Raw genomic sequence first — 15,688 nt, forward strand, 5'->3', positions numbered from 1 at the left:
GCTGCTGATCTCGTCCTGATCGACCGAAGGGCCCGGGCCTCACCGTCCGGGCCCTTCGTCATGTCCACGGAGGGCGGTACGCGCCGTCCAGTCCGGAGGTACTTCCCATGCACCACCACGACGACTCCCGGCCACTGCCCGATCCCGTTCCCTCCGGACACCGGCGGCACACCGGGCTGCACAAGGCCGCGACGATCGTGAGCGAGGTCCTCGCGCCGGCCGTACTAGTCTCGTTGTTCCTCGTGATCCTGGCCTTCCGCTTCGCCGGATGGCCCGCCGGGCTGCCCACCGCGCTGGTCGCCGTGGGATTCACCACCGCGCTCCCCCTGGCCGGCGTGCTTGCGCTGGTGAGACGGGGCTCGATCACCGACCACCATGTCAGCGACCGACGTCAGCGGGCGCCGATCCTCGGCGCAACCCTCGTATCCATCGCCCTGGGCCTCGGGCTGCTCCTGGTGATCGATGCACCATGGGAGCTCATCTCCGGGGTGCTGTGCACCGTGGGCGGCGTGGTGGCGGTCCTGCTCGTCAATCTGGCGTGGAAGCTGTCCGCGCATTCCGCCGTGGCGGTCTTCGTCGTCGTCGGGTCCATGGGATTCGCCGGCGGGTGGATCGCCGTCCTCCTCGTGGTGCCTCTCATCATCGGCTGGTCCCGCGTCACGCTCGCTGCCCACACTGCCGGGCAGGTCCTCGCCGGATACGCCGTCGGTGCCGTCATCGGCGGCGCCTTCGTCCTCGCGATCAGCGACTAGGACACAGCGCTCCCGAGGGAACCGCGCCGGGAGCTGACACGCCCACGGTGCGCGACGCCGTCCTGGCGGAACAACCGTCCGCGGCCACCAGCAGCCTCCTGGACGCCGGGGACGGGAATCCGGTCATCCGAGCCGCTTGGAGCTGTACGCGCGCGGCGTGCGCACCCCTGGGCGCTGCAGCGGAACCCACAGCTTGTAGCGGTCCGCCCGATAGTAGGACACCGAGTAGTCGATCATCGAGCGGGCCACATAGGCGTGCCGCTGGATCCTCAGCAGGGGTGCATTCAGCTCGACATTGAGCAGGCGGGCAATCGACGGTGAGGCTGCCGTCGCCTCGATGGTGTCCTCACCCCATTCCATGACCAATCCGTACTTCTCGCTCAGCACGTTGTACAGCGAGGTCGGCGGAGGGTCGTCGAGGATGCCGACAACCCGGTGCGCCGGAATGAAGTTCTCGTCGACGCTCATCGGCTCACCGTCGGCAAGGAGCTGCCGACGGAACCGCACCACAGGCTGACCGATGTCGATCTGGAGCTCCCGCGCCACGAGCGGCGACGCGCCCTGCTGTTCGAAGGCGAGGACCCGTGCGTCCGGCACCATGCCGCGACGGATCATCTCCTCGGTGTAGGACGTCATCTTCATGTGGAGGTCCATCTTGCTCCTGGCGACGAAGGTCCCGAGCCCGACGATCCGCTCCAGCACCTCCTCGGCGACGAGAGCATCGATGGCCTGCCGGACGGTCATTCTCGCGACACCGAAATACTCGCTCAGCTGCCGCTCGGAGGGGATGGCGGTCCCCGGTTCTCCGTACGTCTCCAGGTATCGCCGCAGGCTCTCGCGGAGCTGCACGTGCTTCGCCTCGTGCGACACCGGGTCCAGCGGCTCGGCGTCGAAGGGACGCGGGAGGATCGTCATGGCCATCCAGCTCCTGTCGTCCTGGTTCCTACCGGCCGACGACGGTGCGGCGGTCGACCGTGGTTAACGCGAAGGGAGCCCGCTCGTGGCGGACTCCCTGTGACGCGATGATGCTGTCGTTCTGCCCTAGTGGGCGTGGTACCCGCGGCTGTATTCGAAGACCCAGCCGACCAGCGCGATCACGGCGAGTCCCATGCCGATGTAGAGGATCCAGAAGCCGATGGCGATGCCGAGGAATCCGGTCGCTGCGGACAGGCCGAGAACCAGGGGCCACCAGCTCCAGGGGCTGAAGTGCCCCTGCTCGCCGGAACCCTCGTGGATCTCCGCGTCCAGACGATCCTCCGGTCGCTGCCCGACCCGCTTGCCGGTGAACGCCAGGTAGAAGCCGATCATGCCGGCGAGTCCGCCGACCAGAAGGATCCCGAGGAATCCGACCCATTCGGACCATTCGGTCAGCCAGCCGTAGACGAGGGCGATGGGAACGAAGATCGGCACGCCGATCAGGAACAGGTTCTTCTCGATCCTCATGACTTGGCATCCTGTCGGTCCGCCGAGCCCATGAAGCTCGCGGCGCTGTCGTCCGGCGTGTGCGTCTGCTGCAGCTCCGGGTGGTGCAGGTCGAGAGCAGGGCGCTCGGACCGGATCCGGGGCAGGGAGGTGAAGTTGTGGCGCGGCGGCGGGCAGGAGGTCGCCCACTCCAGCGAGGCACCGAAGCCCCAAGGATCATCGACCTCGACCTTCTTGCCGGTGCGCCACGTGATGTAGACGTTCCAGAAGAAGGGGATCAGTGACGCACCGAGGACGAAGGACCCGACGGTGGAGAACTGGTTCATCGCCGTGTAGCCGTCCTCGGGCAGGTAGTCCGCGTAGCGGCGCGGCATGCCTTCGACACCGAGCCAGTGCTGGATCAGGAACGTGGCGTGGAACCCCAGGAACAGCATCCAGAAGTGGATCTTCCCGAGCCGCTCGTTCAGCATCTTCCCGGTGAACTTCGGCCACCAGAAGTAGAAGCCCGCGAACATCGCGAAGACCACGGTCCCGAAGACCACGTAGTGGAAGTGCGCCACGACGAAGTAGGTGTCCGAGACGTGGAAGTCCAAGGGCGGCGACGCGAGGATGATCCCGGTGAGCCCACCGAACAGGAAGGTCACGAGGAAGCCGAGGCTCCAGAGCATCGGGGTCTCGAACGTCAGCGAGCCCCTCCACAGGGTGCCGATCCAGTTGAAGAACTTCACGCCCGTCGGCACCGCGATCAGCATCGTCATGAAGGCGAAGAACGGCAGGAGCACGGCTCCGGTCACGTACATGTGGTGCGCCCAGACCGTCACGGACAGCGCGGCGATGGCGATCGTCGCGTACACCAGGCCCTTGTAGCCGAAGATCGGCTTGCGGCTGAAGACGGGGAAGATCTCGGACACGATGCCGAAGAACGGCAGCGCGATGATGTAGACCTCGGGGTGGCCGAAGAACCAGAACAGGTGCTGCCAGAGGATGGCACCGCCGGCCTCGGGGTCGAAGATGTGCGCCCCGAAGCGCCGGTCCGCACCGAGCGCGAACAGGGCGGCGGCGAGGGGCGGGAAGGCCATCAGAACGAGGATCGCCGTGATCAGCGTGTTCCAGGTGAAGATCGGCATCCGCCACATCGTCATGCCGGGAGCCCGCATGCAGATGATGGTGGTGATGAAGTTGACCGCACCCAGGATGGTGCCGAAGCCCGAGAGGGCGAGGCCGAAGACCCACAGGTCACCACCGACACCCGGGGAGAACGTGGTGCTCGAGAGCGGGGCGTAGGCGAACCAGCCGAAGGACGCCGCGCCCTGCGGGGTGATGAAGCCGGACACGGCGATGGTGCTGCCGAACAGGAAGAACCAGAACGCGAGGGCATTCAGTCGCGGGAAGGCCACGTCGGGTGCGCCGATCTGCAGCGGCATGATGACGTTCGCGAAACCTGCGAAGAGCGGCGTGGCGAACATCAGGAGCATCACGGTGCCGTGCATCGTGAAGAGCTGGTTGTACTGCTCCTTCGTCTGCAGGATCTGCATACCCGGCTCGAACAGCTCGGCGCGGATGATCAGCGCCATCACACCGGCGAAGCAGAAGAACACGAAGGACGCCATCAGGTACATGTACCCGATGGTCTTATGGTCCGTGGAGGTGATCCAGTTGACGACGATGCGTCCCTTGGACCTCGGAACTACACGGGGAGCGGCGATGGTGCCGGCTTCCTCAAGGGTGTATTCGAAGGTGGACATCAGCTGCTGCTCCTAGCTGGGTCGGTATCGGGATCGTCCTCCGGGTAGGAGTCGCGGTCGTACTCGTCGCCGAGCTGTCCGTCCTCCAGCTGCGCCATCTGTGCGTCGAACTCCTCCTGGGAGACCACCTCGACGTTGAAGAGCATCTCCGAGTGGTACTGCCCGCACAACTCGGCGCACTTGCCCGCGAAGGTGCCCTCCTTGGTGGGCGTGAGGTTGATGTAGTTGGTGCGGCCCGGGTAGAGGTCACGTTTCTGCAGGAACGCGGGGACGAAGAAGGAGTGCTGGACGTCGCGGGCGTTGAGCTGGAGCTCGACGCTCCTGTTGACCGGGAGGTACAGCGTCGGGAGGTTCTCCGGAACACCTTCCTCGCCGTTCAGGCTGCCCTGGACACCGGTGGAGTACTTGTCTTCCTTGACATAGTTGAAGTCCCACGACCACTGCTTGCCGCGGACGTCGACGATGACGTCGGGATCCTCGACGCGGGCGTCGATCGTCGCGATGTCGCGCTCCGTGAAGTAGAAGAACACCAGCACCATGAACAGCGGGATGGTCAGGTAGAAGATCTCCAGCGGCAGGTTGTAGCTCATCTGGCGCGGGTACCCGGTGTCGTTCTTGCGGCGGCGATAGGCGATCATGCACCAGATGATCAGGCCCCACGTGATGATGCCGACGGCGAGCGCCGCGATCCACGAGTTGACCCACAGGTCCGTGATGATGCCGGTGTGGTTGGTGTTGTCCCGGTCTGCCGGAAGCCAGCCCTTTTGGGCTTCAGCCGAACAGCCGGTCAGTAGGAGGGCGCCGACCAGCGAGATGCTGGAGATCTCCGCGATCCTGACGCGCTTGCTACCGGTTCGGTCCTGCGAAATCACAGACGGACCTTCCTTTTCTACGTGCGTTGCCACCCGCTCATGAAGCTGCCCGGGGTGCACATCCAGTTTTACTACTCACTGTAGAGCTTACCCGTAACACCGACGATTCGGTGACATGCAAAAGGCCCGGGAAGCACGTCCAGCGTGCAGTCCCGGGCCTTTCCGCAATGCCGTCCCACCGCGGCTGCGGTGCGGACAGGAGGTCAGTGGAAGGAGTCCCCGCAGGCGCAGGATCCGCCCGCATTCGGGTTGTCGATCGTGAAACCCTGCTTCGAGATGGTGTCCTCGAAGTCGATGGACGCGCCCGAGAGGTAGGGGACGCTCATCTTGTCGACGATGACCTCGACGCCGTCGAAGTCGCGGACGGCGTCGCCATCGAGCACGCGTTCGTCGAAGTAGAGCTGGTAGATGAGGCCGGAGCAGCCCCCGGGCTGGACTGCGACGCGCAGCCTCAGGTCGGTGCGCCCCTCCTGCTCGAGGAGGCTGCGGACCTTGCCGGCAGCGACGTCGGACAGGTCGACCTCGTGCGCGGGGAGCTCGGTGGTCTCCTCGAGGGAGGCGGTCTCGGTGGTCGAAGTACTCATGGTGTTTCTCCTAGCTCGGACGACAGCATGCCGTGTCCGCTCTCAGTGCTGTCCGCGGTGTCGCGCGCACGGCTTCGTTCCATGGTACGCCGGGCCCGCTCTCGTCATAACGAGGGGACGGGCGGAAACATTTCCACCCGCCCCCTCGGGCACCTACTGTGGGGCGGCCCTCAGGCGCTGAGGCCGCCGTCGTTGATCCGGGCCAGGAGGATGGCTTCGGCGAGGACGGCCTTCCGGAACTCATCGAGGTGGAGGGACTCGTTGGCGCTGTGCGCGCGCGAGTCCGGGTCCTCGACGCCGGTGATGAGGATCTGCGCGGACGGGAACAGTTCCGTGAGGTCCGCGATGAACGGGATGGACCCGCCCATCCCGGCCTCGACGGCCTTGACGCCCCACGCCTCCTCGAAGGACTCGAGGGCGAGGCGCGAGGCGGGCTCGCCGGTGTCGGTGCTGAAGGGGCTGCCGGTCTCCCCCGGCGTGAAGGTCACGGTGGCACCGAACGGGGCATGTGATTCCACGTGTGCACGAACGGCGTCCATGGCAGCCGCGGGCTGCTGGCCCGGGGCGAGACGGAGGCTGAATTTGGCGCGCGCCCTGGGCAGGAGCGTGTTCGAGGACAGCGCGACGGTCGGGACGTCCATCCCGATGATGGAGAGGGCCGGCTTGTGCCACAGGCGCGACGCGATCGATCCCGTTCCCGCGAGCTGTACGCCCTGGAGCACCGACGCGTCCGAGCGGTAGTCCTGCTCGTCGTAGTCCACGGTCGCGTGGTCGCCGCCGGCGAGTCCCGCGATGGCGACGTCGCCGCCGTCGTCGTGCAGGGTGGCGATGAGACGCGCGAGGAGGGTCGGTGCGTCGAGCACGGGACCACCGAACATCCCGGAGTGCACGGCGTGGTCGAGGACCTGGACCTCGATGGTGCCGTCGACGAGGCCGCGCAGGCTGGTGGTGAGCGCGGGGACGCCGACCTTCCAGTTGCTGGAGTCGGCCACGATGATGACGTCCGCTGCGAGATCGTCCCGGTAGGTCTCGAGGAAGGAGCGGAAGGTCGGCGAGCCGGCCTCCTCCTCACCCTCGATGAAGAGGGTCACGCCGACGCCGAAGGAGTCGCCGAGCACCTCGCTGAGAGCGCCGAAGGCACCGATGTGGGCCATGATGCCGGCCTTGTCGTCGGCGGCTCCGCGCCCGTACAGCCGACCGTCGCGCTCCGTGGCGACGAAGGGTTCGGACTCCCACAGGTCGGGGTCCCCCGGCGGCTGCACGTCGTGGTGGGCGTACAGCAGGACGGTGGGCCTGCCCTCGGCCGGGGCACGGCGGGCGACGACGGCGGGTCCGCCGGGCGTGCCGTCGTTGTCCACGCGGAGGATGCGCACGTCGTCGATCCCGACGCTGCGGACCAGCGCGGCGACGGCCTCGGCGCTGCGATCGAGTTCGTGGGCGTCGAAGGCGTCCCAGGCGATGCCCTGGATCGCGACGAGATCGGAAAGCTGCTGCACGATCCGCGGGAAGGCCGCATCCACGCTGGCACGGAGGCGGGAGCTGACGGCCGACGGCTCGTCCGGGAGCGCTGGGGAAGTGTTCGAGGAGGTCATGCCGAAAACCCTACACAGCCGGATGATCCGCTCGGCCCTCCCGGTCGTGATCTGGCGCAGGGACGGCGGCGGGCGGGGAGCCGGTATCCTGAGGGGGTGTTCGGACGTAAAGAGAAGACTCCCGCTGCCCCTGCTGTCGTCGACGGGGCCCCGCGCTCCCAGGAAGCCGTGCGTGCGCAGGGCAAGGGAGCGCCGACGCCCAGGCGCAGCGTGCAGGAGGCAGCGCGGAAGCGCCCTCTCGTCCCGAACGATCGCAAGGCGGCCCGGGAGCAGAGCCGGTCGACCGTGCGGGACGAACGGGCGAGGATGCGCCAGGCGCTCGACACCGACGACGAGAAGTACCTGCCGCTGCGGGACAAGGGGCCGAACCGGCGGTACATCCGCCAGTTCGTCGACGCCCGCGTCAACATCGGCGAGTTCCTGATGATCGCGGCGCTGGTCTTCGTGATCCTGAGCTTCTTCCAGTCCCTCGCCGTGCAGAGCGCGGTCCTGATGGCGTTCTGGGTGCTGATCGTCGCCGTGGTGGTCGACTGCGTGCTGCTGCGGCGCAAGCTGAAGAAGAAGCTGACGGAGAAGTTCGGGTCGCCGAACCAGGGCGACCTCTGGTACGGCGTGACGCGTGCGCTGCAGTTGCGCAGGCTCCGGCTGCCGAAGCCCCAGGTGAAGCGCGGCCAGTACCCCTCCTGACCTCCCGCGGGAGGTCAGGACGCTCCCTGCTCAGAAACGTCACGAGCCGGGCCTTCGGGCCCGGCTCGTCGCGTCTTCGACGATGGTCGCCCACGGACGAAGGCCGCCCGGTCCAGCGGACGCGAGGCCTCAGGCGCCCGAGCGTGCCAGCCCGCGGTTGATCCGCCGGGCCCAGAACGGGCCCTCGTAGAGGAACGCCGTGTACCCCTGGACGAGGGTGGCTCCTGCGTCGAGGCGTTCCCTGACGTCCTCGGGTGTCTCGACTCCCCCGACGGCGATGATCGCCAGACCGTCGCCGACAGCCGCGTGGAGCCGCTTCAGCACCTCGAGCGAGCGCGCCTTGAGGGGTGCACCGCTCAGGCCGCCGACCCCCTTCGACATGACGGTCGCAGCGTCGGTGGCCAGGTTCTCGCGGGTGATCGTGGTGTTCGTCGCCACGATGCCATCGAGACCGAGGTCCAGGGCGAGGGCACCGACGTCGTCGATGTCCTGATCGGTGAGATCCGGCGCGATCTTCACGAGGAGGGGGACGTGTCGACCGGCGGCCGAGTCCGCCGTCGACCGGACGGCTTCGAGCAGGGGCCGCAGCGACTCGACGCTCTGCAGGAGCCGGAGGCCGGGCGTGTTCGGCGAGGAGACGTTGACGACGAGGTAGTCGGCGACGGGAGCCAGCTGCTCGGCACTCACGAGGTAGTCGGCGACCGCGTCGACGAGGTCCACCTTCTTCGTCTTCCCGATGTTCACGCCGACCACGGGTCGGGTCCGTGGCCCGTAGCGGCGGGTGAGCCTGGTCCTCGCGGACCGCAGGCGCGGGGCGACGGCGGCAGCGCCGTCGTTGTTGAAGCCCATGCGATTGATCACGGCACGGTCCTCGACGAGCCGGAACAGGCGCGGGGCCGGGTTCCCCGGCTGCGCCTGCCCGGTGATGGTGCCGATCTCCACGTGGCCGAACCCGAGCGCGGTCAGGGAGAGGATGCCCTTTCCTGCCTTGTCGAAACCGGCGGCCAGTCCGAACGGCGACGGGAAGTCCACGCCGAACGCCGTGGTCGCGAGGCCGGGGTGCGGTGCACAGAAGCGGCGCAGGGCCCAGCCTGCCGGGGTGAGGTCGGCGGCACGGATGAGGGCGAACCCGATCCTGTGCGCCTTCTCGGCGTCCATCCCGGAGAAGACGATCCGGAAGAAGGTCGGGTAGATGCGCATGGTCCCAGAATTCCACGCTCCGTCGCCCCGGACCAACTCGCCGGCCGTCATCGGTTCCATGCCGGACAGCTGCAGCCGACCCGCTGCGCACGCGGTACTGTCGCTGCATGGACGATCCCTGGGTGGAGGACATCCTCGGCGAAGACTTCCGGGCCCTGACCCTGCACCTCGAGCCCGACGACGAGGGCCCGCGGGTGGCCACGCTCGTCGCCTACGAGCCGGTGGGCGGGACCGCCACTGCAACTGCGCCGGGAACCGGTCCACAGGACGATCCGCCGGCCCGCGCAGTCCTGTACCTGCACGGCTTCAGCGACTACTTCTTCCACCGGGAGCTCGCCGCAGCCCTGCACCTGTGCGGGTGGGCCTTCTTCGCCCTTGACCTGCACAAGTACGGGCGCAGCCTCCGTCCCGGCCAGACTCCCGGTTTCACCACCTCCCTCGAGGAGTACGACGCCGACCTGGAGGCCGCCGTCGCAGCCCTCGGCAGGCGCATCGCGGGCCGTGCCCGGCGGGTCCCCGATGATCCGGCGCCGGGGTCCGTGGACCTCGTCCTGATGGCGCATTCGACGGGCGGCCTGACGGCGGCGCTCTGGGCGGCGCGGCATCCCGGCCGGGTGGCAGGCCTGGTCCTCAACAGCCCCTGGTTGGAGGCGCAGGGCAGCGCACTGCTGCGCTCCGCGGCACAGGGCATCCTCGACACCGTCTCCCGCCGACGGCCCAAGGCGCGCCTGCGCCTGCCCGAGCTCGGCTTCTATTTCAGGAGCATCAGCGATACGCGCGACGGCGAGTGGCCCATCGATGCGGCCTGGCGACCGGAGGCCGGCTTCCCGATCAGGGCGGGCTGGCTGGCAGCGGTCCTCGCGGGTCACGCCGCGGTGGCCCGGGGTATCGCGATCGACGTTCCGGTCCTCGTCCTGTGCTCGGCGGCGTCGACCCTCAGCACCACGTGGAGTGATGCCATGCTGCGCACCGACAGCGTCCTGGACGTGTCGGCGATGGTGCGGCGAGCAGCGGAACTGGGCCACACGGTGACCATCCGGCGGCTGCAGGACGCGCTGCACGACGTCTTCCTGTCCCGGCGCGATGTGCGCGAACAGGCCATCGACACCGTGGAGTGGTGGCTCGAGGCCTCGGTGCCACCCCTTCGCACCGCCCGCACAACTCCCCGCTGACGGGGTCCGACCGCCTTCGCGCGGTCGGGACCCTGGCGGAACGCCCGTCACCTCAGGAGGACTTCCGCTCCGCCGACGCCTGATCCACGGCTCCGCCGTATCGGCGATCGCGCGCGGCGTACTCCTCGATCGCCCGCCAGAGCGTGCGTCGATCGACGTCCGGCCACAGCGTGTTCATGAAGACCATCTCGGCATAGGCCGACTGCCAGAGCATGAAGTTGGACAGCCGCTGCTCCCCGGAGGTCCGGAGGAAGAGGTCGACGTCGGGCAGATCGGGTTCGTCGAGGTACCGCTGGATGGTCTTCTCGCTCACCGACGACGCCTTCAGCCTGCCCGCCGCGACGTCCTCGGCGATGGCCCTCGCCGCGTCCGCGATCTCCGCACGGCCCCCGTAGTTGACGCACATGGTGAGCGTGCAGGTGGTGTTCGCGACCGTGTGGCGCTCGGCCTCCTCCAGTTCGCGGATCACGGACTGCCACAGCCGGGGCCGCCGCCCGGACCAGCGGATACGGACCCCCCACTGGTTCAGCTGGTCGCGCTGGCGCCGCAGGACGTCCTTGTTGAAGCCCATCAGGAACCGGACCTCCTCGGGGGACCGCTTCCAGTTCTCGGTGCTGAAGGCATAGACCGAGACGTGCTTGACGCCGATCTCGATCGCGCCGGCCATGACATCCAGCAGGGCCGCCTCGCCGGCGCGGTGCCCCTCGGTGCGCGGCAATCCGCGTTCGTTGGCCCAGCGCCCGTTGCCGTCCATGACGATCGCCACGTGCCCGGGAACGAACTGCGCGGGAATCGACGGCGCCCGCTCGCCGCTCGGGTGCGGCCAGGGTGCTACGGATCCGTCGGGCTTCATACACGCTCCACATGTTTGAGGGAGGCGACCCCGCGTTCGAGGTGCCATTGCAGGTAGGCCGCGACCAGGCCGGCCGCTTCGCGCCGGGCCGCGGCCTCCGAGGTGTCGGCGACCGTCCAGTCCCCGGTCAGGAGGGCGCCGAGCAGCGCCATGGTGGACGACGACGGCGACGCCGCTCCCGGCGGCCTGCAGTCGGGACAGACGGCCCCGCCGAGCGGTGCGGAGAACGCGGAGTGCGGTCCGGGCGCGGCGCAGCGCGCACAGTCCGTGAAGCTGGGAGCCCATCCCGCGGTGGCCAGGGCGCGCAGGAGATAGGAGTCGAGGATGAGCTCGGACGGGTGCAGGTTGCGGCTGAGTGCGGAGAACGCGCCGGCTACCAGGGCGTACTGCGCTCCCCCGGTCTCGCCGATGTCCGTGAGCCGCTCGGCGGTCTCGGCGATCGCGGTCGCTGCCGTGTAGCACCCGTAGTCGGAGGCGATCCCGTGGCCGTAGAGCCCCTTCGTCTCGACCTGGGTGATGACATCGAGGGTGCGGCCCCGCGCCAGCTGCAGGTCGACCGACATGAAGGGCTCCAGCCTCGAGCCGAACTTGCTGCTGGTGCGGCGGACCCCCTTGGCGACGGCCCGCACCTGCCCCTGGTCACGGGTCAGCAGCACGATGATGCGATCCGCCTCGCCGAGCTTGTACGTGCGCAGCACCACTCCGTGGGTGCGGTAGGTACGCGAGGCCGACGAGGAAGTCACGTCCCCATTCTTCCACCTGCCACCCCCGCGCCGGCCGAGCGGCACGGGGGCGGCAGGTGCGGCGATGCCGGGCCCGGCAGAAGGACCCGGCCGCGCGGCGCGATGGATCAGGCGGCGTCGCGGATGGCGCGGTTGACGGCCGAGACGACGGCCTTCAGCGCGGCCATCGTGGTGTTGGCGTCGATCCCGACGCCCCACAGCACCCGCTCGCCCACGGCGCACTCCACATACGCCGCAGCGCGGGCGTTGCCGCCGGAGGACAGCGCATGCTCGGTGTAGTCCAGCACCCTGACGTCCACGCCGTCCTCCCCGAGGATGGTCAGGAGTGCGTCGATGGGACCATTGCCCGTGGAGGACCTGCGCTGCTGCACTCCGTCCACCAGCAGGGTGGCGACGAGCTTGAACGCGCCGTCCTCGGCCGTGTCGGTGTTGACCGAGGTCAGTTCGTAGTGGCCCCAGGTCTCTGAGCCGCCCTCCGCACGGGTCGGCAGGTACTCGTCCTGGAAGACAGACCACAACTGGGCGCCGCTGACCTCCCCGCCCTGCGTCTCGGTGCGGCGCTGGATGACGCCGGAGAACTCGATCTGCGCGCGGCGCGGCAGGTCGAGGCTGTGCTCGTTCTTCAGCAGGTACGCCACACCGCCCTTGCCGGACTGGGAATTGACGCGGATGACCGCCTCGTAGGACCGGCCGATGTCCTTCGGGTCGATGGGCAGGTAGGGGACCGCCCACGGCAGGTCGTCCACCCCCACACCCGCTGCGGCGGCGTCGCGCTCCATGCTCTCGAAGCCCTTCTTGATGGCGTCCTGGTGGGAGCCGGAGAAGGCGGTGAAGACGAGGTCGCCGCCGTACGGGGAGCGCTCGGGCACGCTGAGCTGGTTGCAGTACTCGGCCGTGCGGCGGATCGAGTCCATGTCGGAGAAGTCGATCTGCGGGTCGATGCCCTGGCTGAACAGGTTCATGCCGAGCGTCACGAGGTCCACGTTGCCGGTCCGCTCACCGTTCCCGAAGAGGCAGCCCTCGATCCGGTCCGCGCCGGCCAGGTAGCCGAGTTCGGCGGCGGCGACGCCTGTCCCCCGGTCGTTGTGCGGGTGCAGCGACAGGATGATGCTGTCCCGGTCGGCGAGGTTGCGGCTCATCCACTCGATGGAGTCGGCGTACACGTTGGGTGTGGCCATCTCGACGGTCGCGGGGAGGTTGAGGATCATCTGCCGGTCGGCGTAGGCCTCGAAGACGGCGGAGACCTCGTTGCTGATGCGAGCGGCGAACTCGAGCTCGGTGCCCGTGAAGGACTCGGGCGAGTACTCGTAGGTGATCCGGGTGTCACCCATGGTCTCCTCGAACTTGCGGCACAGGCGCGCACCCTGCGTCGCGATGTCGATGATGCCGTCCTGGTCCTGGTTGAAGACGACCCGTCGCTGGAGGACCGAGGTGGAGTTGTAGAGGTGGACGATCGCCCGGTCCGCTCCCTCGAGAGACGCGTAGGTCCGTTCGATCAGGTGCTCGCGGGACTGTGTCAGCACCTGGATGGTGACGTCGTCGGGAATGCGGTCACCCTCGATCAGCTGCCGGACGAAGTCGAAGTCGGTCTGCGAGGCGGACGGGAAGCCGACCTCGATCTCCTTGTAGCCCATGCGGACCAGGAGATCGAACATCTTGTGCTTGCGCTCCGGGTTCATCGGATCGATGAGGGCCTGGTTCCCGTCGCGGAGGTCGACGGCGCACCAGCGGGGTGCCTTCGTGATCGTGCGGTCGGGCCAGGTGCGGTCCGGGAGCTCGACCGTGATCTGGTCCTGGAACGGCATGTACTTGCCGAACGGCATTCCGGAGGTCTTCTGAGCGTTGTCCATGAACATCGGCCTTGTCTGTGGGAGGTGAGGTGCTGGCGGCCGGGCATCGCGGACTCCGCGGCGAGGGGTGGCCAGTAGCTCTACAGCGTCCTAGGCCTCGCCGCGGCACCGAAGGAGAGTCGTCTGTGCGCGCACTCCGTCACCCTAGCACGGCACCTAGGATGGGTTCCGGGGCGCTCGGACGGGCGTCGTCCTGCGCTGCACCACGGAGAACCAGGAGCCGATCTTGACCATCAGCACGTTCGATCCAGCCCATCTCGACGGGACCACCCGTCCCCAGGACGATCTCTTCCGGCATGCCAACGGCGTGTGGCTGAAGGACGCCGTGATTCCCGAGGACCGCCCGCTCGCCGGGTCCTTCACCGCACTGCGCGACGCCTCGGAGCTCGCCGTCCGGGCGATCATCGAGGAGGCCGCCGCACGATCGGCGGACGGTGCCGGTGCGGCCGCGGACGGGATCGACGCGAAGCTGGGGACGCTCTATGCGGACTTCATGGACGCGGACCGCGTCACCCGGAACGGTTCGACGCCGGTCCTGCCCCTGCTCGAGCGCATCTCCGCCGTGACGACGGCCGATGAACTGGTGGGCCTCAGCGCAGGCCTGTCGCGCTCGGGCGTGCAGGGCCTCCTCGCGCCGTACGTCAGCAACGACGCCGGGAACCCGACCCGCTACCTGCTGCACCTGTACCAGTCCGGACTGGGCCTGCCGGACGAATCCTACTACCGCGAGGACGGCTTCGCCGAGACACGGCAGAAATACCAGGCACTCCTCGAGCAGCTGTTCGTGCTCGTCGACGCTCCCGACGCCGCCGGCGCGGCCGCGCGGGTCGTCGCACTGGAGACACGCCTCGCGTCCTCGTCGATGGGCTCGGTGGAGCGTCGGGACCCCCAGAAGACCTACAACCTCCTCGGGCACGGGGACCTCGAGGATCTCTCCCCGCACCTGGTGCCCTGGCTCTCCACGGTGACCGACACTGCGGCGCAGTACGCCGAGCTCGTGGTGAACCAGCCCGACTTCGTGCGCGGGCTGGACGCCGCACTCCGCGAGGAGGAGCTCGGGACGTGGCGTGAGTGGCTCGCGAGCCGCGTCCTGCTGCACGCATCCGACTACCTCGACGATCGCTTCGTCGACGCGACCTTCGCGTTCTACGGCACCCACCTCGCCGGGACCCCGCGCCTGAAGGACCGATGGAAGCGCGGGGTCGCCCTCGTGGAGGGAGCGATGGGCGAGGCGATCGGCCAGAAGTACGTCGAGCGGCACTTCCCCGCCACCCACAAGGAGGCGATGCTGGCTCTCGTCCGGAACCTCATCGCGGCCTACGGGACGAGCATCCGCGGCCTCTCGTGGATGACCGACGAGACCCGGTCGAGGGCCCTCGAGAAGCTCGCGCAGTTCACCACGAAGATCGGGTACCCGGAGGAGTGGATCGACTACGCCCCGCTCGAGGTGATCCCCGCGGACCTGTATGCCAACGTCCTCCGTGCCGCGGAGTTCGAGCACAGCCGGCAGCTGGGCAAGCTCGGCGGACCCATCGACCGTGGCGCGTGGCTCATGACGCCGCAGACCGTCAACGCCTACTACATGCCGACCATGAACGAGATCGTGTTCCCGGCGGCGATCCTGCAGCCGCCGTTCTTCGACATCGAAGCCGACGACGCCGTGAACTACGGCGCGATCGGCGCGGTCATCGGTCACGAGATCGGACACGGTTTCGACGACAAGGGCTCGCAGTTCGACGGGACCGGGATGCTGTCCAACTGGTGGAGCGAGGACGACCGGAAGGCCTTCGACGAACTCACGGGCCGCCTCGTCGCCCAGTACGCCGCCCTCGAGCCCTCGGAGGTCCCGGGGCAGGCGGTCAACGGCGAACTGACCCTCGGCGAGAACATCGGCGACCTCGGCGGACTCGGGATCAGCTACCGGGCGTATCTCCTCAGCCTCGAGGGCAGGGAGGCACCCGTGGTCGACGGCCTCACGGGGACGCAGCGCTTCTTCCTCTCCTGGGCCACGTGCTGGCAGCAGAAGATCCGCCCCGAGGAGGCCCGGCGTCGGCTGACCGTGGACCCGCACTCCCCCAACGAGTTCCGCTGCAACCAGGTGGTACGGAACCTCGACGAATTCCACGAGGCCTTCGGCGTGGGTGAGCAGGACCGCCTGTGGCTCGGGCCGGAGGACCGCGTCCGCATCTGGTGACGCAACGGGAGGTCCGCCCGTC

General features: G+C 68.4%; 14 protein-coding genes. 4 read left to right on the top strand and 10 right to left on the bottom strand.

What is annotated here, in order from left to right; translation table 11 throughout:
* The first annotated feature begins 107 nt into the window (after positions 1 to 107).
* Positions 108 to 752: a phosphatidic acid phosphatase gene (locus tag NVV32_RS08100; RefSeq protein WP_422391978.1), complete on the top strand. Its 645-nt coding sequence runs from the start codon at positions 108 to 110 to the stop codon at positions 750 to 752.
* 123 nt (positions 753 to 875) lie between these two features.
* Here NVV32_RS08100 and NVV32_RS08105 read toward each other — a convergent pair whose 3' ends face one another.
* The 6 genes from NVV32_RS08105 to NVV32_RS08130 form a co-directional block, all read right to left on the bottom strand.
* Entirely contained in the window at positions 876 to 1,667 is a 792-nt protein-coding gene (locus NVV32_RS08105) for a GntR family transcriptional regulator (protein ID WP_055771586.1), read from the bottom strand.
* A gap of 126 nt (positions 1,668 to 1,793) precedes the next feature.
* Positions 1,794 to 2,195 carry a cytochrome c oxidase subunit 4 gene (locus tag NVV32_RS08110; RefSeq protein WP_055771172.1) on the bottom strand — a complete coding sequence of 134 codons (402 nt, stop codon included), beginning with the start codon at positions 2,193 to 2,195 and terminating at the stop codon, positions 1,794 to 1,796.
* Positions 2,192 to 3,919, bottom strand: coding sequence for a cytochrome c oxidase subunit I (gene ctaD / locus NVV32_RS08115; RefSeq protein ID WP_055771175.1), 1,728 nt, complete (start codon positions 3,917 to 3,919; stop codon positions 2,192 to 2,194). Before ctaD ends, NVV32_RS08110 begins: the two co-directional genes overlap by 4 nt.
* Complete coding sequence (gene coxB / locus NVV32_RS08120; protein WP_422391979.1) at positions 3,919 to 4,791, bottom strand: cytochrome c oxidase subunit II; 873 nt, start codon at positions 4,789 to 4,791, stop codon at positions 3,919 to 3,921. The genes ctaD and coxB overlap by 1 nt, the downstream gene beginning before the upstream one ends.
* 203 nt (positions 4,792 to 4,994) lie before the next feature.
* Positions 4,995 to 5,375: a HesB/IscA family protein gene (locus NVV32_RS08125; RefSeq protein WP_422391980.1), complete on the bottom strand. Its 381-nt coding sequence runs from the start codon at positions 5,373 to 5,375 to the stop codon at positions 4,995 to 4,997.
* A 170-nt stretch (positions 5,376 to 5,545) separates the two neighbouring features.
* A complete protein-coding gene (locus tag NVV32_RS08130) occupies positions 5,546 to 6,967 on the bottom strand; it encodes a dipeptidase (protein ID WP_422391981.1) in 1,422 nt (473 codons plus the stop codon).
* A gap of 96 nt (positions 6,968 to 7,063) precedes the next feature.
* On the opposite strand from NVV32_RS08130, the gene NVV32_RS08135 reads away from it, so the two are divergent.
* On the top strand, positions 7,064 to 7,654 hold the full coding sequence (locus tag NVV32_RS08135) for a DUF3043 domain-containing protein (protein WP_055771187.1): 591 nt from the start codon (positions 7,064 to 7,066) through the stop codon (positions 7,652 to 7,654).
* 129 nt (positions 7,655 to 7,783) lie between these two features.
* Here NVV32_RS08135 and NVV32_RS08140 read toward each other — a convergent pair whose 3' ends face one another.
* Positions 7,784 to 8,854, bottom strand: a complete 1,071-nt coding sequence (locus NVV32_RS08140; RefSeq protein ID WP_422391982.1) for a quinone-dependent dihydroorotate dehydrogenase — start codon at positions 8,852 to 8,854, stop codon at positions 7,784 to 7,786.
* Positions 8,855 to 8,961: 107 nt separating this feature from the next.
* On the opposite strand from NVV32_RS08140, the gene NVV32_RS08145 reads away from it, so the two are divergent.
* Positions 8,962 to 10,026 carry an alpha/beta hydrolase gene (locus NVV32_RS08145; protein ID WP_422391983.1) on the top strand — a complete coding sequence of 355 codons (1,065 nt, stop codon included), beginning with the start codon at positions 8,962 to 8,964 and terminating at the stop codon, positions 10,024 to 10,026.
* A 52-nt stretch (positions 10,027 to 10,078) separates the two neighbouring features.
* Here NVV32_RS08145 and NVV32_RS08150 read toward each other — a convergent pair whose 3' ends face one another.
* The 3 genes from NVV32_RS08150 to leuA form a co-directional block, all read right to left on the bottom strand.
* The gene (locus tag NVV32_RS08150; RefSeq protein WP_422391984.1) at positions 10,079 to 10,879 is read right to left on the bottom strand and encodes an isoprenyl transferase; all 801 of its coding nucleotides are present in this window, start codon (positions 10,877 to 10,879) and stop codon (positions 10,079 to 10,081) included.
* Positions 10,876 to 11,622: a DNA repair protein RecO gene (recO, locus tag NVV32_RS08155; protein WP_055771199.1), complete on the bottom strand. Its 747-nt coding sequence runs from the start codon at positions 11,620 to 11,622 to the stop codon at positions 10,876 to 10,878. Before recO ends, NVV32_RS08150 begins: the two co-directional genes overlap by 4 nt.
* A 107-nt stretch (positions 11,623 to 11,729) precedes the next feature.
* Entirely contained in the window at positions 11,730 to 13,472 is a 1,743-nt protein-coding gene (gene leuA, locus NVV32_RS08160; RefSeq protein WP_422389798.1) for a 2-isopropylmalate synthase, read from the bottom strand.
* A gap of 226 nt (positions 13,473 to 13,698) precedes the next feature.
* On the opposite strand from leuA, the gene NVV32_RS08165 reads away from it, so the two are divergent.
* Positions 13,699 to 15,666 (top strand): M13 family metallopeptidase, encoded by a 1,968-nt coding sequence (locus NVV32_RS08165; protein ID WP_422389799.1) that lies wholly within the window; start codon positions 13,699 to 13,701, stop codon positions 15,664 to 15,666.
* Positions 15,667 to 15,688: the final 22 nt, after the last annotated feature.

It is taken from the genome of Arthrobacter sp. N1 (assembly GCF_048288285.1).
In the GTDB taxonomy this organism is placed as follows: domain Bacteria; phylum Actinomycetota; class Actinomycetes; order Actinomycetales; family Micrococcaceae; genus Arthrobacter_D.